Source organism: Chitinophaga agrisoli (assembly GCF_008386695.1).
GTDB lineage: Bacteria > Bacteroidota > Bacteroidia > Chitinophagales > Chitinophagaceae > Chitinophaga > Chitinophaga agrisoli.
Map to the genome: position 1 here is coordinate 2,002,160 of NZ_VUOC01000004.1, position 24,026 is coordinate 2,026,185.

Consider the following 24,026-nt stretch of genomic DNA (forward strand, 5'->3'; position numbering starts at 1 on the left):
GCGTCTAGGACCTTTTACCAATAGCGCTGCGTAGATCAGTGGCAAAGGAAATACTATCCGGTTTGATACCGATATCTATAAACTTCTTCCTCCATGCGTCTTTTATATCTGAGTACAGGACTCCTGCCCATGGAGAATTTACCAATACAGTTACCCGGAGGCCAAGGTTAGATGCATCCAACTCGCCTATATTCACTTTATCGAAAAGGGAAAGGGCGTTCCGGAGCTGTGCCGGATCTGTTACAGACATATTAATCTTACCGGAGGCTGGTACCTTGCAGCATTCTATCATATCCGAAATAATAACCAGTTCATTGGAATATTCTCCTGTCTGATTTTTCCCGAGCTCATTGAAACGCTCAATTGCCCTTTTTACGGATAATAATATACAGGAACTGGGATCCCTTTGCGCCAGATCATCTATTGCAACACATATCTTAGTCGTTTCAGTATCGATCCGATTCCGCTGCGCTGTTAGTTCACTTCTTCTTTGGGCACGTAGCGCTATTTCTTCGCCCAACTGAGGGGATACCAGGTTATTACTTACCGGATAGTAAAATAACTCCGATCCCGGCGGGAAGTAGCCTGGTATTTCTTTCACATACTCCTTAAGCTTTATAAGCTTCCCGCTTTCTTTATTTGGCGAGCCAGTCAGCAACACGCTGTTTGACACGTCTGAAAGTATGATCACCCTTTTCTTTGGAGTGGTGATATAACATCCCTGAATGAATGGAACGGCCAGGAGGATATATAAAGCCTGTTTAACTGTTATCATATGCTTAGTAATTGGAATTAAGATGATCAACATATACGGCATGCGCGGTCCTGTAAATATTCTCTCCATATTTTGTTTTAAACCCACGTTTATAGCCTTGATTATAGGATTTAGTGAGCAGCTGCGCCAGCGCATCTATTTTACTTTCTTTGTTCCATTGCGTCTGCAATGACCCTAACATGTTACCTACTGTATCCACCCTGATCTTTTTAGCATGCAGGCCGTCCTTCTCTTTTTGCAGCTTTTGCAGGGCTGCATTGCTTTTGCTGAAGTTCCGGATATTAGACAGGATGCTGAACCCTTTGGACAAGCATACACCGCTTATCAATGGCAGTAGTATCGTGGCGCCTACAAAACTCCACAGCTTGAATCCTTTCATCTGCGGCGTCATCCTAATATTTTTTGGATCAATACCATCAGTAGTGTCGAGAAAACTTCTTATTTGCCCAATATTATAGAGCAGGATTATCAAGCCCAACAGGATCGCCAGCTTTACTGATATCCTGCCTGCCATCTTGAACCTGGCGTACGGGGTGTCGTCATCCTTTCCGGTATCAAGGTTATCAGGAATAATACCTTTATCAATAAATTCATCAAAGAACACTTTGAAGAAAAGCCCCAGGAAAGTGATACCCAAAGAAAACATTAATATTTCCGGGCAAAGGAGCTTGGCTCTAAAAGTATCTGCCAGGTCTGCCGGCGGGTCAATAAAGTGATGGGAGATGGCCATTGATACCGGGAAGTCTGCTATCATCAGGGAAAAACCTGCGATGATATAAAGCCGGAGGGCCCACCGGCCAAATAAACCTGGTTTTTCCCGGCTGATCTTCAGGATGGTCTTATTGAATATACTTTCTGTGGTCATCCGGGCATCAATTGCCTCTATCTTGCTTGCCTCTGCCTCGGATGCAATCCTCAAACCTGCTATCTTACCTTCCAGTATAGCATTTGTGTGTTCCACCACAAAGCTGGCCCTTGCTCTTGCCGGGGTACTGATGGCCGCATCCCGTATGCCTTTAACTCCGTCGTCATAGCCCTGTTTCTCGAAGGTCTTTTCTTCGTGACACTGGTAGCTATTGATGGCATCTGAGAGTTTATCTTCATTCACATTCAGGCTGGTCTGCCCGCTAAATACATTGATCGCCCTGTCCAGCTCTTCGCGGTTTTCCCGGATCTCCCGTTCCTGGCTGCTTTCTTTTGTAGCGGCGGTTGTTCCATCACCCTTAAATAATTCGCGTAGCCATTTCAGGAACCTATTCCCTAGTTTTCTGAACCAATTGATATTTTGTGGTGTAATCATGTTGCTGCTTATCTATTAATTGGCGCTTTGTTGATTAGGTTGATTATCCCAGTGATGACGGCCGACCTGGTATCCCTGGGAGATGTTATTCACCCTGAAGTCCAGCGCATCCAGCTTTTTCTCTTTTTCTTTTATCATATTGTCTTCTATCAGCGCAATCTTTAGGGATAACACCTCCTTATCGCGCACTATCTGCGTTATTTGCTGGTTAAGGAGACCGTATGTTTTTGTATTGCTATAATATCCGTCCAATTCTTCTTTCAGCTCATCGCGGCTTTTCTCCAGCTCTTTTATACAGGCCTTCAACTCTTCTATTTTAGCGGCCGGACCGGGGTAGTAGGTCCATTCATCCACGCTGACGGTCTCTTTCTTTAGTTCTTCGATCTTTCTTTCGAGCTCTTTTATCTTATCCTCCTTCATCTTTACTTTCCACTTCCAACCTTGTACTACCCTTGTCAGTACGTCTGAAAAGAGGTTCATCAATCTTTTAACAGGGTTTGCTTTTTCAGTTTCCTTTTCCGGCGAAGCCTCCTCCTGTTCATTATCGTTGTTTTTCTCCGCTTCCGTGGGCGACGCTATAGTGATCTTCAACTCAGGGCTCAACAGATGAATAGCGCGGTAGTTGCGGTGGGCCATCAGATCCAACAGTGATTTATACAGCTCGTGCGTTTTGCCGATCACCTCATTGCTTTTGGAATAAGATATTTCCCGCGGATAGAATGTCCAGTCAATGAACTGGTTGACATGATGTATCCTGTTGATCAACTCCTCATAAGACTCATATAAGGAGATGATGCGGTAGCCGTATCCCAGGGCAAGACCAGTACAAATGCTGCCAATGAAAAAGCCCCAGGGGTGTATCAGGTTAAGCGTACTTGTATCGACAAAACGGCTGGCCATCAGCAGTCCTATCAGTCCAACTATAGACAACATAAACACGGCAATCTCCCAATTACGTTTGGGAACCGCATTAGCATCCTGCCTGGGGCGCAGCACCCTTGATTCCATCACGTGCGTGATATAAAAGAAAACGATCACAGAGAATGCCACCGGTAACAGGAAACCTATTACCTGTAAGGCCAATGATTCACTGAGCGCCTGATAGCTATCGCCATAACCCGTTTGAGGCGTGGCGAATGCCAGGATCCCTACCAGCAATACCACCGCCGCAATAAATGGCGTTATCTTTAACCAGAGCTCATACCAGTTCTTTGCTTTAAACTGGCCTTTGATCAGGGAATCTGACTCAGTGTTAAACTCAATGTTATCCTTCTGTCCGGCCCCGGCCTTATCATCCTCCCTTGTTATAAACTTCTCTGCCATTGAGCGCATGTAACAATACCTGGCGATCAGCATGACCGTTAAGAGGTAACCGGACAGGGTTAATGCGCTTACCCACCAGGAATGGCCGGCAGCAAACAGGCGAAGATGATCCAGGATGTATGTCAGTAAGCCGGTAGCCTGCTGTCCCTGTCCCCGGGCCGCCATTGTCTCCCGCCACGATTCAAAGAACCAGCTGCAGCAGAAAGCGGCAATCCACCCGATGGTGGTTAAAAAGCCGGCAATAATGTTGTTCAGTCCTTCCCTTTCGTACATACTGATCCTTTTCTGTACAAATTCAAAGGATTGCTGTAGTTTGGTGCGATAGTCCTCATAGAACTGTTTGTCCTCCGGGCGGACCTTTTTAGTAGCGAGGTCTGTCCTGAATTTGGTGTTGTTCTTATCTTCTATACCGTGGTAGACCTGGGTCAATTTCTCAATCTCCTGGCCGAACCTCTCTATGCGTTTGGAAACGAGATCTTCTTTCAGCTCTCCCATCTTCGTTACTTCGGCCCGTAGCTCGAGGCGGTAGGCTTTGATCTCTGCCTTTAGATCTTCATACTCCTTGCGTAATGCAGGCAGGTTGGCAGCAAACGCCTGTTTCTGCAAATCCTTTTCCTGGAGCTGGTCATCCAGGAAGATGTATTGCGCCCGCAGGACATCCAGCTGACGCTGATATTTTTCTGCGTTTAACGTTATGATATCCTGCGCCCGTGTGGTCTCTTCTTTTATGACCGCATCTACATGGCCGCCCAGCAATGCATAGTTGAATCCCTTCTTGTATTGCTCATCTATCTGTACATCATCAGCGTCTTTATCTTCCGGCTGCGCAGCGGATGCCTGTGGCGTTTCCGTTTCCGGCTTTTCTTCCTGAGTGTTTTGTCCGGCCGAACTGCTTTGTTTCAGCTCCCATATTGTTTCGTGATTGTGGAAATGACAGGAGGGAAAATGCTGGTCCCTGGCGAAATCAGATTCTATTGCCGGATGATCCTGACAGTAATAGCGGCCAGTTATGAGGACGTTCTCATTGGTTTTGCCTGTTACCTTCATATAGGGGTATATTTGTTTATCAACATGTATACGTACGGGTCTTTCTTTTGGGGATATGGCGGCTTATTTGCAGCGCGGAGTACTCTCTATGGGAGCAGGACTATCTAATACTGACAGGTATAAGTTATATGTAAATCACTGATCGTTCCCTGTACGCTTGTATATGGGGATAAACACAATGCATCCACAAATATTGACTTTGATTACGACAGATTAAATCATTCCCGAAAAAATAAACTTGCGACAAATAGTATAAGCTCTTGTGAAATCTTTAAGTACTCTACGTGGTAATGGTTATGCTGAAACAGTAGTTTCTTGCCCGATTATTGTCCTGGTTGCCAATTGAGTAGGCCAAAAGTAGCGTTTTTTTGAAAGTGCCAAAATTATTTTTTAAGAATACCGATTAAAAAAGGAGTTTTCCCTCTGAAGAATAAATATGCCAGTAGTATTAATATGGGCGCCTTACCTGCTTTGAAACCATTTCTTCACGAAATTAAATCCGTTATTGTAAAACAGGTCTTCTACAAACTGTGTTAGATCCAGTTGATTGGCCCATAACTTTGAATCCTCCAGGTCTTCCAGGAAAAAGCGGAGGTTATTACCGATGTATTTCTTTAGCATCTTCATATCTTCTACGGTAGCTACGTTGACGAAGGGGTTGATAAGGCCGTCAAAATCAGAACCGATGGTAATATGTAACTGCGCCGTTGCTACCGGGATACCGGCGTTTACGCACACCTGGAAATAGTGTTTGATATGAAATAAAATGTGATCGTAGAAGAACTCCTGGGGATTGCCCTGCTCTGTGCTTTCTATTACCTCTTCGAAGGAGATGCAGTTATTAGTATTCACTTTCTTGCCGATATTCTCACCTGAGATGCCGAGGGAAATCCATTCTGCTTTTGAGATATATTCTTTATCTACCATGAGGCCTACATCTTTTATACCGGTGGGCTCGTGATCGAAACGGCTGACGTATCCCAGGATACGCCGGTCCATGGACAGGCCGATCATGCCGCCATGCTGTACGATCCAGGCGATCTCCTCATCGAAAAGGTTAATAGTGGTCATGTTGAACGCAGGCGCACCCGGCCGGCGCGGCATGTTATGCGTTTGCATCGTTTTGGCGGTTTCTACATACATCACTTTCTCTAAAGGCCTGGCCAGCCGGATATAGGCCGGCCATTCTTCAAATGGTACGCCGGTAAAGCCTGCATGTGTGCATAAAAGCGGCATCGCGTCCGGGTAATTGCCGGCGTCTATTTCGTTGCGCAACTCCCGGCGGGACTGGTAGCTCATGTGCTTCAGGTCTACATGTACTTTACGGCTAAACAGCGCGCGGGCTACCTGGCGGCCATCGTCTGTGAGGCCATCGCCTAATGGGTAGAAAGGTTCGTTTTTGGTGAGCTGGATACCGAAGGCATGGTTGCACAGGCTGGACTGCTGCATGTGCGTGAGATTGACGGCTAACACCGGCGCTTTGGTTAAGAGCAGATCCAAGTTGCGGATGATCTCTTCCGGATTGTAACGCTGATCCGGGAGTATGACCTCATTAACAGTGTCTACGAAAGAGTGGCAGCCTTCTACTACGAAGAAGATGTTGGCCATGTTCTTGCGGATGGGAGCGTCGAAGCTTTGCGTGGATAATACGTTGAAAGAAAGCGGCGCTTGCAGGTAGCTGTCTAAGGTTCTGTTGAGGATAAAGTCTGTGAATGATTTGCAGGTGTTGTTGCCGATGTTGTTCAATAACGTGAGGGAGAGCTTGTGCTCTGCTGTTTTCCGGAGAAATTGGCGCAGGGGGATGACTTCCCTGGCGAGGTTGCTTTCTACAGCGTATAATGCGACGCCTATGATCACTTCGTCCTCCATCTCGGCTAGCTGGCTTTGATGGATCTGTGCGCGGATGATCTGTGGGAGGTCGCTGCAATTTTTGGGCACGCCGGCGATGTCGTTGGGGCTGATCCGGGTGTCGATGTTGGGATGATCGTCGAAAAGTTGTTTAAGGATGATGTGCGTGTGGAAGTCGAAGTATTTCATATGTGGTGATTTGGGGTGGTAATGGGGTGAGGAGAAGGTACGAAATTTTGAGGGGATTTGGGGTATTCTTATTAGCTATTTTTTGGTGGGAGGTGATGGTTGCATTTACAATATTCCTATATTCGCGGCTATCAAAATCTAATAGCTCAAACTTTTTATTATATGAGAAGATCTGTAATAAATTTCCCTGATGCTATTTATCCCACGTATGATCCTTTGAAAACGGCCTTTAGGTTACAACTGCCAATATTACACCCGGCAGTATCAACAACCAGTTATCTGTTTATTTCCTGAACACTTTGTGTACGAGACCTGCTTAGACACGCTTGATCATTTATTTCATTAACCATGTTATTAACCAACCAATAAAACCATAATTATGAGAAACCACTACACATTTACCTGGCTCTTATTGATTTGCCTGGCGATTATCGCAGGCTGTACAAAAACCGAAAGCCCTCATTTGGGTAATAATACCATTTCTGCTACAAACTCCTGGAAGGACACCGCAGCTATCCGGCGATCGGCAGCGTACGCGCAGATCGGCGCTAGTTTGCCCCAAGTTGGATACCTATTGCAGGAACATGGGCTTAGCTATGAGCAGGCGATCAGGGCGGTGATAGCAGACAGCATACCGGTGGCTGTTAGCGCCGATAATATTGACAACTATGTGGATTGGATCATTTTAAAACAGGCGGTGATAACATGTGAGACTAACTGGTATGCGCTTACCCGCAATTATCCTGCGCTTGGTGTGGATACGGAGCTATCGAAGGCGATACGGCATGAGCTGCATTACTATAATGGGGATGCAGCTGCGGTATTGTCCAAAGCTAGTGGCGACCCTGTCAATGTAACGTTTGGCGTGGCGCCGGATGGCTCTATTGGCGCTATTATGGGCACCGGAGAGCCGATTACATTGCCAGAGGTGGTGGTGCATGCGGTGATCTATGATACGTTCTTTAGTGGAAGTGATGCGCCAGGGAGAGGCGGTCCTAATTATCATCCGGGAGCAGCGCTGGCACGGGCGAGGGAGGAGCTAAGGAGGAAGGCGCTTAAGGCGAGGGCGGATTTTGAGGCGACGGCGAGGCAGGATCAGGGGCGGCGGCCAGCACAGGTGAAGGGGGCGGATATTGTGAAGTGTTTTAGCGATGGGAAGACTGCGAAGGAGTACCGGCTTACGGTGTATGTTGATCAGCCGGTAGGTGGGCAGAGTGATGCGATAAATATCGCTAATGGCGATGTAGGGCATACTTTTATAGGGCTTGAGAAGGTGAATACGGATGCGAGCAGGGTTTCGAGGACGTTTGGGTTTTATCCAATGGGAGAAGACAAAGATGGCATCTATTCTAAAGGCGTACTAAGAGACAATCAGTTGTATCAATATGACTTATCAATAACTCGCGTATTTAAAGATCAAACATCACTTAATGTATTAATACAGAAAATCAAAGATTTAGATAACAGATATTACCAGTTGTACAGCAAAACAGTAAATGGTAGCTTTAAACAAAGCTTCAATTGTACCGACGCAGCTATAGAAATGGCAGTGGCAGGCGGAATGGTCGTACCCAGCGGTTTTGGAATGTTCTTTGGCCCTTTTCTACCTGGAAGCTGTCCTGGGAAGTTCGGAGAAGAAATACGTAAGGTCGCAAGCAATCCTGCCGCCGATATTCTAGGACAAAAAAGTCAAACATATAACACCAAAGGCGGTGTTACTCCGCAAGACCAAGGATGTAAATAAAAGTTAACTTAATAAGTTTAGACAATGGTATTAAGAAGAGGAATAAAGTGGATAGCTATCATCTATATTATATTTTCTGGCATTGCAATCTTTCTTAAACCTTTACCCGCACTAATCGGTTTAGATAGCTTTGCCCATATCTACAACTACACTACTAAAAACAACGAGTTTCAGTATTCGGAAACAGTTGGCAAAGACCACCTTTCCGACATGCGGCGGCAGTATCAATCATTCTTGACTGAGCATAAAATTCCCGACACTACACTCTATAGGGACTTTACCCCTCAGTACTGGAAATTATGGCGATGGCCGGAATATTATACCCGCATTAAACAATTTCCTCCTTTACCCAAATAAGAGAAAAGAAATATCTCTGCTTCGTGGATTATGATGGGTCATCATATTAAAAATGACAAATGCAGGCAGGTCAATAGACTTCAGGCAGGCACACTATAGTTCAATTGATAAATTCTTAATGAGAGGGATGGTTTGCCACATGATGCAGACTATCCCTCTCATTAGGGATCCTTATTGCAGTCATGGTCGGTTATTCGTGGCTATAGACGGCGCGAGCAGCGTAATGGTTTGCCAGATGCCGATGCCTGTCAATGAAGGCTGATGCTTGTGAGGAGAGCCAATACCTATACAGCATACTACCCTTAAAATATCCCCTCCCCTACCTCTTATACGTCCCCATTAGCCTATCCCAAATAGATGTATAAAACCCAAAGTTATACCCCACATCCTGGTGATGATCATGATGAAACGTAGAAGTACCGATATATTTCATCAGCGGCAACCTGCGCAATGACGCCGGTAATGGCTCTATCCCTAAATGCCCCGCCAGGCCGAATACTACATTAATGACCAGATAGATAACAATGGCATAGATATTAAATCCCCGGAACATCAGCAGCACCAGCCATAGCCCTCCAAAGGCCAGGGTTTCAAGGGGATGAAGGATAAACAGGTCCAGCGGGCGGGGATCGACAGATTGATGATGCAACTGATGGATAGCTTTATACAGGAATGTTTTGTGAATGATGTAGTGAAACACGAACATTAACAGGTCCATGCCGAAGAATAACAGCAGGAAATCGGTCAGGATATTCCAGGATAAGCCGGTAGTAATGGTAATGAAGCCATGCTTCCAGAGCCAGTAACCGGCGTAGGTAACTACCGTGTTCAGGATATTGGTGATGCCGATGATCCATATTTCGGAGCGCGTGTAGGCATTAGCGATGGAATATTGACGGAGGATGAGCCGGCCAAAGAAAAGCACCATGCCTGTGATCATCAGGTTTTCCACGAGGAAGATGAGCCAGCAAAGGGCTGGCGGAAGATGCAGGAGATAGTCAAGCAGGTGGCTCATGGTTGTTTAAAAGACTTGTATAATAGGTTGTAAAGATAAGTATATAAAATTCCGGGGACCGGAGATACGGGGATACGGCGCGGGCATTTTATTATCCGATGTCTGTATGATTATAAAAATCCATGATACATATATTGCCTTTTGAGTATATTTATAGGTCGAACCTGAATATAACGGGTTAGCCTATCTGAGATCATAGCTTAAAACACTGATAATCAGTTATTGTAAAGAAAACCCGTTGACTATTTGGGCTTTGATGTTTAGGATATTTAGACGTTATACACGATAGACCGGATTTAAAGAAATAACCATGCAAGCCCAGGCCAACAAAACGCAGGAGAACGGGAGCCGGTCGGTGGCGGATAAAGCTGCCCAGCTAAAGAGCACGGATGCTCCTTTTCAAGACGCTCCTTTTCAGTTTGAGGATCATCGTCCGGAAGCCGTAGCGCAAAGGAAGTTGCAGGAGATGGCGAATCAATATGCCGCCCAGCGGCAACCGATACAAAAGAAAGATGATCATACAGGACTATCCGTCAGCAAGACGGGGCTGCCAGCCAGCTTACACGCGGTAAATGGCGGGACACGCGCCGCTCAGGCAAGCGTGCCGGTGATACAGCAGCAATCAGCAAAGCCGGGTAGACCTATTGCCAACGTTCCATCGGATGCACCGGTGCAACGGGTCGCTTTTAACCAATACATTGCCCACCTGGTACCCAAGTCCTATTATTACATTAAAATAGATAAAAAAGACGTTATTGCTCAGTATCTGGGTACCGACGACACACAGCACGGGCTTGGCTACTGGTTCAACGATTTCGGCAGGGGCGATAGAGCAAAATGGCTCTGGGAGCAGCCGATAGGACAAAGCAGGTTCTATTTGCTCGCATCAGATGTGGATGATATCAGTCCGCTGGAGTCTCCGCAGCAGTATTTAGCCAACCAGGGGTTCGCGGCGCTGGCTGTTGACTGGACCGCACAGTTAGCGAGCGCCAGCGGGGCGTATGAGACATGGGCATACACAAAGGTAAATGACGCCAGTATTCAATGGCATCCTGTAAAGGGCTGGATGCCAATAATGAAGCATAACAGAAATGTGAACATCTTCCCTCCCCTGGAAACGGACCTGATAGTAGAAGATTCTGTTGCCTATGTACATAAAGACGGCACCAGCATCTGCTTCCTGTTTAGTCCCGATCAGACGAGCGGGTTCCAGTTTATCGGTAAACCGCAAGAGGTAATTGCTTTACTGGCCTTACATTATGCGCATATCAACAAAGCGGCCGTACCGCGATCCGGTAAGGCCCGTGCAGCAGCCGACACTGACCAGGGCAGCCAGCGCTTACCCTCCGCGGATGAGGCAGCGTATGGCAGTACTACCAAAGCTGCCGCCACCTCTGTTGGTAAAACAGATATAGATGCGAACTCCTCTATTGATATCAAGAGCAGCTCCACCGGGTCTGAAGTAACCGTCATCCATAAAGGGCCCTGGAAAAAAGGAGACCGGGGCTCTGGCCAGGCAGACGCGATGGGTGGACAGAATGCCAAAAACTATGTTGTAGACCGGCTTGCCAATCCTCAGAATAAAACCAAAGACGCACTAAGGACAGCGCTTTCCGGACGTTATGAGTGGTTACACGTTGTGGGCAGCAGCCTTGGGGGTATTAATGTGAAAGAAAACCTGGTGGCAGGAAGTTATGACGCCAACACGAAAATGATCGCCCTGGAGCACCGGGTAGCCCGCTGGGGAACGCGCGACTATAGCGGAGATCATGCGCCCACTGCTTTTAAGCCCATTACTATCAAGGGTAAGGCCGTTACGCATGCGGATAACCGCGTGGGCAAATCTATTAGCCTGGAAGTATCGCATGGCGGCACCAAAGTAGCCAGCGGGGATTATAATGTAGAAGATCAGACCGTGATCACCAAATCTGAATACGCGGCCGAAGAAAAACGGGTGGATGATGAAATTAAGGCCAATAGTTAAATGAGCTGGCTAGCGGCATCGATTACAGAGATCCTTAAAACACAGCGAACACGCTTTCGAAATGGCGCATTTAACCCGTTAAGATAATAACAAACATTCATCCCAGGCTAAAAGCTGCTCATGCAGCTGGGACAGTAAGGACAACCCTACGCCGCAGCTGCCGTTCAGCAGGTCCCAGGCGTACATCCATTCCTCCTCCGTGCCCTGCCAAACCTTAGTACCATATATGCCCGGTGTTGGGGCAAAGGAAAGCTGGTCCAGGGCCACCTGATGCCAGTGCTCAGCACCCTGATAGAAGGCACGGTCATTGGTCTCAAACCAAAACTTACGATAGAAGGCCGCCACTCCGGCGGAGCCATGACAGAGGCAGTTATCAACAATACCGGCCGCCTCCGGGGTATTGCGGTGGAGGTTATACAACATGATATCCAGGGCTTCGGTTTGCCAACGTTCTTCTGATAAGGCCTTGCCGCAGTGCCATAGCGCCATGGCTACATTGAGATCGCCATAACACCAGGCCAGGCGGCTGTCGAAGTACTTACCGTCCAGGATGCCGGGATATAGTGCCTGGGCGCTGTTTCCTTTGTTCCGGTGAAACATGATAAAGGTGATGCTTTCAGTGATCAGAGCGCGGCAAAGGGATTGGGCAATGCCGGCCTGGTAGATCTTTGCCAGTATGATCAATACTGCGCAGGAGCCATGGGCCAGGCTGAAGGCGTTCAGATAGCGGCCGGGCGCGTCTTCCTGTGTATAAAACAAGGGCAGGCTGCGACCGTTGGCGGTAGTTTCGCTGATAGATTGGATGCCTTGTGCAAAGCGCTGGAGGTGACTGGCGACATCCGGCCGTTGGGGGAAATTGAGCAGGAAATGGCACATACCCGTGCTGCCGTACAGGAAATCGAAATGACGGTGCGTGATGTGCTGATCGCTATGGCGGATAACGGTGGGGATCACCTCTACCAGCTGATCCAGGTCAATGCCGAAAAGATCGTGTTTGCTACCATGTGCCAGCAGCCAGAAGGGGCCGGTATGGCCTTCGCAGAGGGAGTAGTCGCCGGTTGCTGATGGCGTATAGGCGGCGTATATTTCTTCGAGGAGGTCTGCAGCGTGATCAGCTTGTGTGTTTGTATATTGTTCGTAGTAAAACAGGAACAGTAAGGCGCCCCAGGGGCCTTTGAACAGGCTGTTGGCGTGCTCCTGGTTGTAACTGTGTGTGCGCAGCATGTTGACGGTATCCTGGTAGATGCGTTGCAGTTGGGTGGTGGCGCTATCCATTGTATGTAATTGAAAGTGCGCAACCGGGAAAGCGGCGCTTCCCCGGTTGGATGTAATGCAATGTGACCGTGATACCTGATCAAGGTATCTGGCAGCAGGGGCGGCCGGGAGCCGGCGAAGTGGCGCGGCACAGAGAGATCTGTACTGTCTGCAGGGAGCAGTTTACGAGCACGGTGGCGAAGCCGCCTACCAGTGCTGCCTGTTGGGTGTTGCTAAGGCTGGCTACTTTTTCCTTGTTGAGCAATAATTTTTTGCCCAGATCAAGCTTCCTTTTTTTCATAGTAGTAAAATAAAGAAGTGAGGATCCTCCCCTGTCTATAGCCATGGGGCGGTTGTTCAGCTACTGTAGCAGCGGGGGGCTGCCCAATGATATGCGGTGTTGCTGAGGGCAACGGCGGTTATTCTTGAGGATGTATATTTTATAACATACGTTTGCTGCCGACGTGGGCAGCGGGGCATATGGGTTGACGAGGCTGCGGTTATGTAAGTTGGGCCATAGTATCAGGGTATTTTTTGTGCTACTGAAGATAAGTAAACCGGGGGTGAAAACAAAATTGATTTTGAGGAGATGTGTGGCTTCCGGATGTGTAAAACAATGGCGGTTGCCGGTAAGGATAATTATCAATACATTTAGTACGGCGTACACTACCCGGACAAGCATACATTGGAAGTGAGCACGGATAATGACACGTTTACTGTACATTTAACACTACAACTGTGAACCACTTAACCTATGCCATGAAAACACTGCCTTCCATTCCTGATACAGATAAAAGTCGTGACTATACGATGTTCATCCGCGTATTGGCCGCGGTGGTGATGGTATTGGGCGTAACGCCGCTTTTTTTACCTGTTTTACGCCCATGGATATTAAGCCTGTTGTTGTTATGTCCGCCGGGGTGTTTTATGCTCCTGCGCCGGCTTAAACTGCAGCTGGCCCTTAAAGACGGCGAAGAGTATGACCTGCCCATTACGTTTGTATTGTTGATAACGGGGCTGATCCATTTCCTGTATCCTTTTTTTAATGTGCGTGTAAGCAGTTATGGCGCTTTCTGGGTGCTGGTGGTGATTGCCATGGCCGGTTATATATGGGCCGGCCTGGCGGCTGCGGGGCCGGAGGGCCGGTACAAGATCCTGCGTTCCCCTTCTATAGGCCTGTTGATCGCCGGCGCTTTTGGCAGCTGCTTTGGCGGTATTCATTTAATTAACCAGTTTAGCTGTTTTAATCCGCCTGCTCATTATGCGGTGCGGGTTTTCCACAAGAACCTTATCACCCGCGAGGGCAGCAGCGCCACCAGCTTATCCTTTGAGCTGGAGCTGGCGCCATGGGGACCTAAAACCTCCGAGAGCATTGAGGAAGTGCCCCGTTCTGTATTTTTTAGCGTGCTGCCGCCGGATACTGTAGGTATCAACCTATATAAAGGCGGTCTGGGTCTTTCGTGGTATAAGATCAATGGCGAATAGTTTATGCCGCTACGGTGATGATATACACGCATCCATCGCAGCTATATAGTATCACTAGCCAAGGTGAAAGCCATCAATAATAAAAAAGTACAGTTACCGGGAGTTGAATTCCCTATTGGCGATGGCTACCTGGTGATGGTACATGCGTGGATAAAAAGATAGGGGCTTTACTAACTGTTATTATATGCAGCCGCCGGATGTAATGTCCGGCGGCTGTTTTTTATGATGTTATCATGGATTCTGGAAGGCCCATTGCTGGTTATTGAGATTGTTGTTGGTCCATTGCTGGACCACTGCGCCGGTGACGGTGCTGCTGCCCACCACTTCCATATAACTGCCGCTGTGGAGGGCCTGTACGGTGTAGTATCCACCGGAAGTGGGCGTAATGATCCAGTTCTGGTTCTCATTAGCGCTGGTCTTATAATCATAGAGCTGGATGGCGGCGCCGTTGGCGGTGGATTTAGCGGTTACATCCAGCGAGCGGCCGCTTTGTACGCCGATGATCTTATAAGTACCATTGCTCAGGGCCGTAACGGTCCATTGCTGGTTGGTAGCGCCGCTGGAGGTCCATTGCTGGATGGGCGTACCGTTGGCCGTGAGCTTATCCTTTGCATCCAGGACCATACCGCTGTTCCGGTTTACGATCTTATAGGTACCATTGGGCAAGGGCTGTGTGGTACCGGTAAGGTAAGGCTGCAGGATAGGCTTTAAGAGATTAGCCGCTTTGATGTTGCCGGCTACGCTGGGATGGAGGCCATCGTTATAATCCGCGGTGGTGAGCCAGCCGTTGGTATCGATATAGTGCAGCTTTGCATCGCCGGCGGCTATGCGGGCATTTACGGCAGCCAGCGTAGGCGTAGCTTTTACGCCCAGGAAGGTACGCATCACAAAGATCTCCGCATTGGGAAATTTAGCGCGCACGTTTGTAAGGAAAGTAGTGTAGGTGCTTTGCAGCTGGGCATCCGGCACGCGCTGGTTGTTATCGTTGGTACCCAGGTTGATCACCACCAGTTTAGGCGTGTAGCGGGTAAAGTCCCAATCCGGCGAGTTAGCGATGGAAGGGTTTTGCAGCTTGAAGTACTGCACATCCATCCCTACCGTTGTAGCCGCCGGGAAACCGCTGGCCAGACAGATGCCGGGATAGGCGATCTGCGTATGCTCTGTGCCCAGCATTTCTGAGCATACCCAGGGATAACCGGATACGCTTACCAGGGAATCTGTATAACCGGCGGTGATGGAATCGCCTATCCACTCTATGAGGGTACCGGATGAAGGGGCGGGACTGGTGGTTGCGCCGGCATCGAGGACCAGGCCCTGGAAATTGAACAGGTAGTTATAATCCTTGCCCTGAGCAATGCTGATAGTGTGCGTACCATTGGCCAGCGGCGTAGGCGTGAGATTAACGGTACCGGCAGCGGTGGTGGTATATTTTGTCCAGGGGCCGTTGTCGATCTTCACAAAATAAAAGGTAGCGTTACCTACTTTCATTTTTACCGTAGTACCTGTGAAATTAACGCGCAGGTAGGCGCCGCCCCAGTAACTCAGGTATTGGGCGGGGTTGGTAAAATCCCAGCGGCCAAAGTATTTGATGTTGGTATCTGCCAGATCGCCGGTACCTGCGATGGCCACATTGGCTGCGACTGTGCCAGGAGGGTCTGCATGCAGCGCAGGGATCTCCGACGAATTGGGCTTGGCGCAACATAGCTGGAGGCAGGCCATGGCTGCCCAGCCAAAAAGTTTGAGCTTTTTCATTGTATATATGGTTTAGAAAACATGGAATTGGCCACAAGGTAGCGGGGCGGGGTATAACGGGGGGATTAATAAAGGATTAATGGGGCGGGGATTAGTTGATGCACAATGTTATTAATCTATTCTTGTGAGAATATCTTCCTTATCATCACCCAATACAACTTCCCTCCTTCTATGAAATGTACTTTTGCCTTTAAGTAAAATACCATGGTTTCAGTTCATTGTACTCAGCATTATCATCGGTTTTTTCCATATTTTCTTAGAAATGGACTTATCTCTTTGAGGTGGATAAGCTTTTTCCGCTTTAGGCCAATTCGTGGGTGTCACCTTTACGGGCTATGACAACTCTATTTTTATTTACTCTCTGTATCTTATCGTTATTGTTCCAATTAAACACATCAAATTGGCGTTTTGAAACATATATCCTAGTGATTTCATTCAATTTCTCAACTATAGCGTTATCGTCACCGTTATTGCAACTTGCGACCAGGGCAGCTAAGAATCTTTTTCACTGATAACACATATATTAATTTCAAAAAAATATCTGTTTCCCGATGATTAAATGGCCCTCATTCTTCATTCCTAAGTTAATCATTTCAGAACCTTTAACCTCATTCTGCCGATGGGCACACCAGGAGTCATTATATAGATATTCCAAACTAATTGCAAAGAAATCATAATTTCCTATGTTTGCCATGAATAACGATTGTTCATATAATCTTCACTCATAATATGGAAATTGCAATCGGGATAGCGGGTTTAATTATTGCTTGGTTAACATTCAGAAAAACATTTTACTCCAAGCCCCAAGAAGAAATGGAAAATCTGTTGGCCCTGTTTTTGGCTACTCAAACTCTGTCAAAAGAGCTAACTCTCATTATGATCGAATATGCTACAAGACGACAAGCATTAGACATCGAGTTATATTCTGGAATCACTTATAGATCTTATATTCACGCTTTACAACAATCTCAAAAAACAAATTTATCAGATGAGTTATTTCGAAAAATAAAAAACTCTCAATTAACAAGAAGTAACATTACCACAATGCAGAAAAGTTTAGAATTGCAGTTTGAAGACCTTCAAAAGATGAAAAACATGTTTGCATTAACTGATAGGCAAGCCTAATAAATTTTAGGAAGCAAAATTGAGTTGGATCATCTCCTAACCTGACTGCCAAGAACATCACAACTTATAAATTTATGATAACAATCTATCTAGATAAGCAACTTCTTAGTTATTTAAGAAACAAAGATTCACAGCCTGCTAACGATGAACATCAAAGACAATTACATTTAGCCCATAAGCTTTCAACTTTTCTGGAAAAGAATAAGGATTCATTACTTCTTTTCTATTCCCATGCACATATTCTAGATCTACAGAATGATAAAAGTGAAAAAAAGTATGAAGATTTGGTATTCATGGATAAATTGATAGGGCGAAACTATTTAACTAAGTCTGATCAGGATGAGACTAGCTATAGAAACATTCTCCCTAGTGAAGCATTTCGACAACATCAGGGGCACTACAGCCTAATGAGTTCCATAGCATCCTTGGATAACTTATTTGACCTCGAAGGGATAAGAGATTTCATCTCTCCTGATCAGCTATCACAACTTCAAAAACAGCTAGATATTTTGAAACTACCAGGCTTTCCGTTGCTTGGTCAGGCTCTAAATAATATTCCGGAGGAACACAAAGCTGTATTTAGTCAAATGTTTCCAACGGATGAACATACAAGCTTCTTCGACGTAATATCGACATTTTCTAAATACATGGACGATTTTCAAAATTCCCCCGTGGTTTACAAAGGCTTAAGAAAAGTTGTTAATGATGGAATTAGTGCAGCTAAATTTGTCATTAATCTTGACGACTACAACATACCAGATCCCAGTAAAAAACAGCTAATAGGAAAGAATTTACTTGAATTTGTAAAGAACGTTTTAGAACAGATAGGGAATCAAAATCCAAGCCAATTCGACCTTCATTATCAAGCATATTTCCATTTAGACTTGCTTGGCATTGAGCCGGAAAAATCGAAGAAGCTAAAAACTAGCAACCTTCTAGCTGATGCTCAACATAGTTTTTACGGAGCACACTGCGACTATATAGTATCTGAAGATTTAAAATTTCGCGAAAAATCTAAAATGATAAATGCCATATTTGGTGTTGAGACAAAAGTTCTAAGCGTAGAAGAATTTATGGCGGATCTTTTTTGGTTGAACGTAGAAAAACAAGTGAATGAATCAGACTTTTGGTCTAGCATACTCTATGATCTTAAAAATGGGCTAGTGATGCACACCCATACATCCTCAATTGATGGGACCGTCGTAACGATAAAACCATTTATCAACTACTTTAATTATTTCAATAGAATACAACAGGTGATTACACCTCAGAAGAGGTATTGGTGTTTATATCATTCTCTAAAATCCTATTCTCATTGGACTGCTTATGCAACAATTGAAAAAATAACCAACATAGCATTTAATGTTTTTGGATTTGATATTTATGGGAAGGGTAAATTTGACTGGGAAAAGGACAAAAATGTGATGAAGGTCGACGACTGCGCCATCAGAACATGGATAAGAGAAAACTTACAGATCCTTTTAGTACTTCAAGAAATTGATCTTCAACTATTTGTTGAAGAAATTGATTAATTCACATTGAACACGATATCCTTCTATTTTTTGGAGGGTTACATGGCATCGTCCCACTGCGTCCGGATAAGTTGTCTATGCTAGCCGATAGGGTCCGGGGACCGTATCGGAACTAGGTACACGCCTTACGGGCGAAGCTGTTAGTGCATGTCTCCATTAATATATAGCGTATAAGTACATTATCTAAATATCTACAATAACAAAATAGCAACCTCCTGCAAGCGTTTATACCGGCGGGAGGTGCCCTATTGATTTACATTGTATGGCCTGATCTATAATCCGGAAAAAGTCCTATCTTAGTTGCAACGACTGATGACCGGTTGTCCATACCCCATATCACACTATTGGAACTCCTCCAATACCGGAACAGATCATTTACAATAAAATCTTTTATCAATGAGCACGTAAATCAATTTGCAGGAGCACTCCATCCTTTTGTTTATAAAAACAGCACCACCGCCTTTTACCAGGTAATATTACACCCTTCAAAATAATTCCATTTATGACCACTACCCCCTTACCCGTTACTGATTTCAGCCAGATCCATATAGGCACTGGCGGCACGTTCAGCCCTTCCGGTAAATTTTCTTCTGTTGCGGCAGATATTGACGCTCTTTTTGCGTACCTATCCGAAAAGGATACTGATACCCTGATCCTGTATTTCCATGGCGGCCTGGTTCCCGAGGCCAGCGGTATGGCGGCCACCGCTGTGATTACGCAGCATTTTTCGCGGATGGAGGAGAAAAGGCATGCTGTCAGCTTCGTATGGGAAACCGGTCCAGCAGAGATCCTACTCGAACAGCTGGACAAGGCCGCTATGCAGGTCAAAAGCGGCCTTTATAAAGAGCTTATAAATTTTGTGATCAAGCTGGTAGCCGGTAAGCTGGGAAAAGTACCGGATGCAAAGGGTAACGGCGTTTATCTTTCGGATGAGGCCATTGAGGAGGAAAAGACGAAGGAGGCGCCGTTTGAAGAGCTGGATACCCATGATGGCACCAAGGGGGGCAGCCCGCTGGCGGATGCCGAAGCAGACGAGGATGTTGAGCGCGCCCAACTTGAAATGGAGAGCCGGATACTGGTCATGTCATCCGCATCGGACGAGCTGCTGGCTGCATTGGAGGAGGAAGCGGCCATGGAGGAGGGCAAGGGTTTTCTATCACTTGGACTGATCAAACTGGTGGCGGAAACTGCTTTCCAGGTACTTAGACGTTTCCGGCGCCATACCCACCATGACTTCTACCCTACCATTACGGAGGAGCTCTTCCGCAAACTTGGCGTGGGCGCAGCAGGCACCTGGGGTTGGAATGCCATCAAACAAAAAGCCGCGGACATGTTTGCCGATAACACCGGTTTAAGCGGGACGGGCCTGCATGCCGGCCGGTATTTCCTGGAACGGTTACAGGCGCATTATGCAGCAAGCATGCAGCAAAATAAACCTTTCTCGATACACCTGATCGGGCATAGCGCGGGCTCTATTGTTATCTGTCATCTGCTTCGCCAGGCAATGCGCTCCTACCCTGACCTGCGGTTTAAGCTGGTGGCCCTGCTGGCGCCGGCCTGTAGAACAGACCTTTTTATGGAGACGATACCCGCCGCCAGGGAGCAGGGCTGTTATCAACAACTACGGCTTTTTACTATGCGGGAAGAGAATGAAAAGAAAGATCATTGTATCCCCTATGTATATACACATTCCCTGTTATACCTGGTATCTGGATTGTTTGAGGCGGATACATCCGGGGAGCCGGCCCCTGATACCCGGATCCTTGGCTTGCATGAGCAATTCAGATCTGAGGGGCGTTATGCTGATGACCCGCTGTTGCAATCGCTGAAAACGTTCCTGCAGGAACATTGTACAGTTATCCTTTCCGATGATATAGACAACCCGGAGATAAACCGGCGTTGTTCCGCGCTAAAACACGGCGATTTTGACGATAATGAGCTTACCCTGACATCGATCCTCCTATCAATCTAATATATGAATTACGCATTAATTGTGGGCATAGACCACTACGAAAAGAAGGGCCTCAAGGGGGCCGTAAACGATGCACAGGCATTTGCGGCTTGGCTTAAGGACAGTGGGCAGATCAGCGCATCGCAGCAGGATGACCATATGCGTGTGCTGCTATCCACCCCAGATAACCGTTATGTCCTGGATAATGATATAGACCGGGCGGCGCATGAGATCATAGCGCATGCGCAAAAACATAAGAGCGAGCCCCACCGCCTCTATTTTTATTTTTCCGGTCATGGTATAGGCATTAGTTTCAGCAAGACAGCCTTGTGCCTGCGGGACTGGTACCAGTTGCCCAACTGCTGTATCTCCAGTATGGAATATAAGGACGGCTTTATCAATACCGGGCTGTTTCATGAAGTGATCTTTATACTGGATTGCTGCCGGCAATATGATTTCCTGACAGAGACCAAGAAGCCAGGATTTAATTATAAAACAAAAGTGGAGGGCCGGCATGCCGGCAACACCAAAGTATTTATTGCCTATTCCACCCGGTATGGCAAACTAAGTTATGAGATCAACGAAAAAGACGATGATAACAATGACCTGGACAAACACCATGGGGCCTTTACCACTTTTCTGCTGGAAGGATTGAAGGGGGACGCCGATGAGGACGGGGATGGCAAGATCAATGCAAAGGATCTGCAGACCTATATACACAGGAATTTCTCTTCCTATGCGACGAGCCGGAATAAGGTACAGGATGCGGACACTGATATGAACGGCGCCTCCTGTGAACTGGTGATCTGTGATGTTCCGGCAAAATCACAACCAGAAAATTTCATTATCACCTTTAGCAATAACCGGCAGGTGCAGCTTACAGATGGTAATCTGTATACGGTCATTCAAAGCGGTTCCGTAATGGCCGGCGACCAGTGGGCCTTGTGCCTGGAAGCCGGGATGTATCTATTGAAGGACCTGCAGACAGGAGACTGGAAGATATTAACTAACCTGAACCCCAATACCCTTAGCTATGCAACCTTCTGAGCAATTGCTAACAGTGTCCATCCGGCTTAACCAGCCTATAGACGGCGTTACGTTTTCCCTGACCGATTTTAAGCTGCGGGAAATTGTAACCGGAGTTACGGGTAACAGGCTGGATCTGCAGGTGGTGCAAGGAATTTATCTGCTAAAGATGCACTTTAATAATTACCGGCAGGAGACTCACCTACTTATTGAAAAGGATGGCCCGATCTATATCGATTTCAATTATTATTGTGCGCCTCCGGTGTCAGGTTTCCGGTCTTCGCATGCGCATTATTCCGCGGTAGCGGAACAGTATAGCGCTACCAGTACCTATATCACGCCGGATACTGCTACGCACTTACCCAATTTCTTTCTGTTCATTGCGCCATATGATCTTCCTGTTAATAAAGAAAGCGGCCCTTTAACAGATTATATGGGCGTTTATTCCTTCTACAATCTTGACCGCAGTGTTATGTTCGGGATAACGGAAGAGGGCAGGTATTACAGCGATGAGCAATCTGCCTTCTGTTTTTCCGGCAGTTTCAAAGAGGGGCTGTATTTCCTGGAATATACCAAGGATGGCGAAGCGCGTATTTTCCCCATCTATATCTATAAAGACTACCAGACCCAGTTCTTTATCCGCTATAATAAGCTGCCGGATTTCTTCAACAGCAGGTTATACTTTACAAAACAGTGGGGGATCCAGCGGAACGAAAAGGCCTATCTTATCCTGGAAAAGATACTCTTAGCCTATGCGGATTATGCCAATTACCCGTTGCTTACCACGGCGGAGCTGGTCATTGCCGGCGAGCAACCCTATCTGACGGCATTATTACAGATCCTGCATGAAGTGCTGGATAAGGAGGCGCCTTTTAAGGACCAGGACGTGCTGGAGATACCGGATCTGTATTTTGTAAGCGGGATGCGCGGACGATATCCTTTCACGGATATGCCGCCGGTGACCTCGTTTGTTATGAACAATTATTTCCGGCAGGCGGCGATAGGCAGCAGTGATGAGCTTTATAAGACAAAATTCCTGATCATACCCGGTTCCATTATTGACCGTGTTAATGATACTGTGAACTATGATATTTTCTGGAATTCTTTTTCGGAGATGGAGAATTTGATAGACTGGCGGAGCTTTATGAGCGAGGCGGCTATCCGGCAGCTGTTTGATCTTTCTGTACGGCAGGAGCCTGCGGTACTTGAAATGGAAGCGATCAATGCAGGCATTAACCGTCAAACTTCTGGCAATGCAAAGTTCACGCTAAAAACATTTATCCACGAAACTCATTTATTGCCCCCGGCATCGAAGAACGCATATGAAACTTCAGCAACTGATCCTGTGACTTTGCCAGTAACCAGCAAATCACCGTATGAAATACAGCACAAAAAAACAGAATCAACGCTAAACCGATTCCATTTCAATTTCAGTAAATTTGCGCCTATTTTAGGGCTACCTCCCAATGCAGATGCTCTACTTTCAGAGTTCGGCACTGTCAACAACAAATCAATTCCTCCTGACATAAAAATCCCGGCTGCTGATCCTGTGACTTTGCCAGTAACCAGTAAATCACCGTATGAAGCACAGCACAAAAAAACGGGGTCAACGCTAAAACGATTCCATTTCAATCTCAGTGATTTTGCGGCTATTGTAGGTCTACCTCCCAATGTAGATCTCCTATTTTCACGTCTCGGTGCTGTCAACAACAAATCAACCCCTCCAGACATAAGATACAATCTACTGAGAGTCATTGAATTAACCCTTTCTAGACTCAAAACTCACCAGACATTTGATACGTTAACAGCAGCTGAAAGGGATATAGCGAAAAATTATATGGACTCCATACAAAATAAAATGGTCTTTGGTAAATATTCTAAAACTTCCCAGCATCTCGATGCTCTCAACCTTATAGCTATTAACATGTCTAACTTTCCCGAACCGCTGCGTCCTAACTTGCTTATTGGGCAAATGCACTACTTTAAGGAGTCCGGAAATAATCAAGATATGATCGCGTATTCCAATGAGCAGGCGCCTATGAAAGTGCATGAAAAACTTCCGCGTGTAGTACAGCGGCTGCCTTTAAATGCCAATCGGGTAAGCATGAAAGTACTGAATGATACCCGGTGGCATATGTATACTCGGGAAGATGTGAGGGGCAGGATAAAAAAGCTGCTGGATTACCCCGAACGCGTTGGTACCATTTCTTCCAAATTCGGCATACCACCTACTATGGTACTCAAACATTATGACACCTATAACAATCTCTATAAACAATACCTGGAACGGGAGCAGCCGCAGAAGTGACCCCCGCGGCT

Annotated in this window: 18 protein-coding genes; 10 read left to right on the forward strand and 8 right to left on the reverse strand. The window is 46.5% G+C overall.

Features of this window, described 5'->3' with window-relative positions; all coding sequences use genetic code 11:
* Nucleotides 1–4: 4 nt before the first annotated feature.
* The 4 genes from F0L74_RS27085 to F0L74_RS27100 all read right to left on the reverse strand — a co-directional run bounded on the left by F0L74_RS27085 (nucleotide 5) and on the right by F0L74_RS27100 (nucleotide 6,482).
* Nucleotides 5–775: a hypothetical protein gene (locus tag F0L74_RS27085; protein ID WP_149841031.1), complete on the reverse strand. Its 771-nt coding sequence runs from the start codon at nucleotides 773–775 to the stop codon at nucleotides 5–7.
* Nucleotides 776–779: 4 nt separating this feature from the next.
* Nucleotides 780–2,075, reverse strand: coding sequence for a hypothetical protein (locus tag F0L74_RS27090; RefSeq protein WP_149841032.1), 1,296 nt, complete (start codon nucleotides 2,073–2,075; stop codon nucleotides 780–782).
* A 15-nt stretch (nucleotides 2,076–2,090) separates the two neighbouring features.
* The gene (locus tag F0L74_RS27095; RefSeq protein ID WP_149841033.1) at nucleotides 2,091–4,445 is read right to left on the reverse strand and encodes a Clp protease/crotonase-like domain-containing protein; all 2,355 of its coding nucleotides are present in this window, start codon (nucleotides 4,443–4,445) and stop codon (nucleotides 2,091–2,093) included.
* A gap of 462 nt (nucleotides 4,446–4,907) precedes the next feature.
* The gene (locus F0L74_RS27100) at nucleotides 4,908–6,482 is read right to left on the reverse strand and encodes an amidohydrolase family protein (RefSeq protein WP_149841034.1); all 1,575 of its coding nucleotides are present in this window, start codon (nucleotides 6,480–6,482) and stop codon (nucleotides 4,908–4,910) included.
* A gap of 379 nt (nucleotides 6,483–6,861) precedes the next feature.
* Between F0L74_RS27100 and F0L74_RS27105 the strand changes: the two genes are divergently transcribed.
* Together F0L74_RS27105 and F0L74_RS33690 are read left to right on the forward strand one after the other, a co-directional pair.
* Entirely contained in the window at nucleotides 6,862–8,226 is a 1,365-nt protein-coding gene (locus F0L74_RS27105) for a hypothetical protein (protein WP_149841035.1), read from the forward strand.
* Between the two features lie 24 nt (nucleotides 8,227–8,250).
* Entirely contained in the window at nucleotides 8,251–8,583 is a 333-nt protein-coding gene (locus F0L74_RS33690) for a hypothetical protein (RefSeq protein WP_213087089.1), read from the forward strand.
* 319 nt (nucleotides 8,584–8,902) lie between these two features.
* On the opposite strand, the gene F0L74_RS27110 is transcribed toward F0L74_RS33690, so the two are convergent.
* Complete coding sequence (locus F0L74_RS27110; protein WP_149841036.1) at nucleotides 8,903–9,598, reverse strand: sterol desaturase family protein; 696 nt, start codon at nucleotides 9,596–9,598, stop codon at nucleotides 8,903–8,905.
* 310 nt (nucleotides 9,599–9,908) lie between these two features.
* On the opposite strand from F0L74_RS27110, the gene F0L74_RS27115 reads away from it, so the two are divergent.
* On the forward strand, nucleotides 9,909–11,582 hold the full coding sequence (locus tag F0L74_RS27115) for a hypothetical protein (protein WP_149841037.1): 1,674 nt from the start codon (nucleotides 9,909–9,911) through the stop codon (nucleotides 11,580–11,582).
* Nucleotides 11,583–11,660: 78 nt separating this feature from the next.
* Here the strand turns inward: F0L74_RS27115 and F0L74_RS27120 are convergent, their stop codons facing one another.
* A complete protein-coding gene (locus F0L74_RS27120; RefSeq protein ID WP_149841038.1) occupies nucleotides 11,661–12,857 on the reverse strand; it encodes a lanthionine synthetase LanC family protein in 1,197 nt (398 codons plus the stop codon).
* 79 nt (nucleotides 12,858–12,936) lie between these two features.
* On the reverse strand, nucleotides 12,937–13,137 hold the full coding sequence (locus F0L74_RS27125) for a class I lanthipeptide (RefSeq protein WP_149841039.1): 201 nt from the start codon (nucleotides 13,135–13,137) through the stop codon (nucleotides 12,937–12,939).
* 437 nt (nucleotides 13,138–13,574) lie between these two features.
* Between F0L74_RS27125 and F0L74_RS27130 the strand changes: the two genes are divergently transcribed.
* Complete coding sequence (locus F0L74_RS27130; RefSeq protein WP_149841040.1) at nucleotides 13,575–14,321, forward strand: hypothetical protein; 747 nt, start codon at nucleotides 13,575–13,577, stop codon at nucleotides 14,319–14,321.
* Nucleotides 14,322–14,351: 30 nt separating this feature from the next.
* Entirely contained in the window at nucleotides 14,352–14,483 is a 132-nt protein-coding gene (locus F0L74_RS34175; protein ID WP_149842138.1) for a hypothetical protein, read from the forward strand.
* A 69-nt stretch (nucleotides 14,484–14,552) separates the two neighbouring features.
* Here the strand turns inward: F0L74_RS34175 and F0L74_RS27140 are convergent, their stop codons facing one another.
* On the reverse strand, nucleotides 14,553–16,073 hold the full coding sequence (locus tag F0L74_RS27140; RefSeq protein WP_149841041.1) for an RICIN domain-containing protein: 1,521 nt from the start codon (nucleotides 16,071–16,073) through the stop codon (nucleotides 14,553–14,555).
* A gap of 729 nt (nucleotides 16,074–16,802) precedes the next feature.
* Between F0L74_RS27140 and F0L74_RS27145 the strand changes: the two genes are divergently transcribed.
* From F0L74_RS27145 to F0L74_RS27165, 5 genes are all read left to right on the forward strand, one after another.
* On the forward strand, nucleotides 16,803–17,198 hold the full coding sequence (locus F0L74_RS27145; RefSeq protein WP_149841042.1) for a hypothetical protein: 396 nt from the start codon (nucleotides 16,803–16,805) through the stop codon (nucleotides 17,196–17,198).
* 74 nt (nucleotides 17,199–17,272) lie between these two features.
* On the forward strand, nucleotides 17,273–18,730 hold the full coding sequence (locus tag F0L74_RS27150) for a hypothetical protein (protein WP_149841043.1): 1,458 nt from the start codon (nucleotides 17,273–17,275) through the stop codon (nucleotides 18,728–18,730).
* Between the two features lie 502 nt (nucleotides 18,731–19,232).
* Nucleotides 19,233–20,702: a hypothetical protein gene (locus F0L74_RS27155; RefSeq protein WP_149841044.1), complete on the forward strand. Its 1,470-nt coding sequence runs from the start codon at nucleotides 19,233–19,235 to the stop codon at nucleotides 20,700–20,702.
* 3 nt (nucleotides 20,703–20,705) lie between these two features.
* On the forward strand, nucleotides 20,706–21,728 hold the full coding sequence (locus F0L74_RS27160) for a caspase family protein (protein WP_149841045.1): 1,023 nt from the start codon (nucleotides 20,706–20,708) through the stop codon (nucleotides 21,726–21,728).
* Nucleotides 21,715–24,015, forward strand: coding sequence for a hypothetical protein (locus F0L74_RS27165; RefSeq protein WP_149841046.1), 2,301 nt, complete (start codon nucleotides 21,715–21,717; stop codon nucleotides 24,013–24,015). Before F0L74_RS27160 ends, F0L74_RS27165 begins: the two co-directional genes overlap by 14 nt.
* Nucleotides 24,016–24,026: the final 11 nt, after the last annotated feature.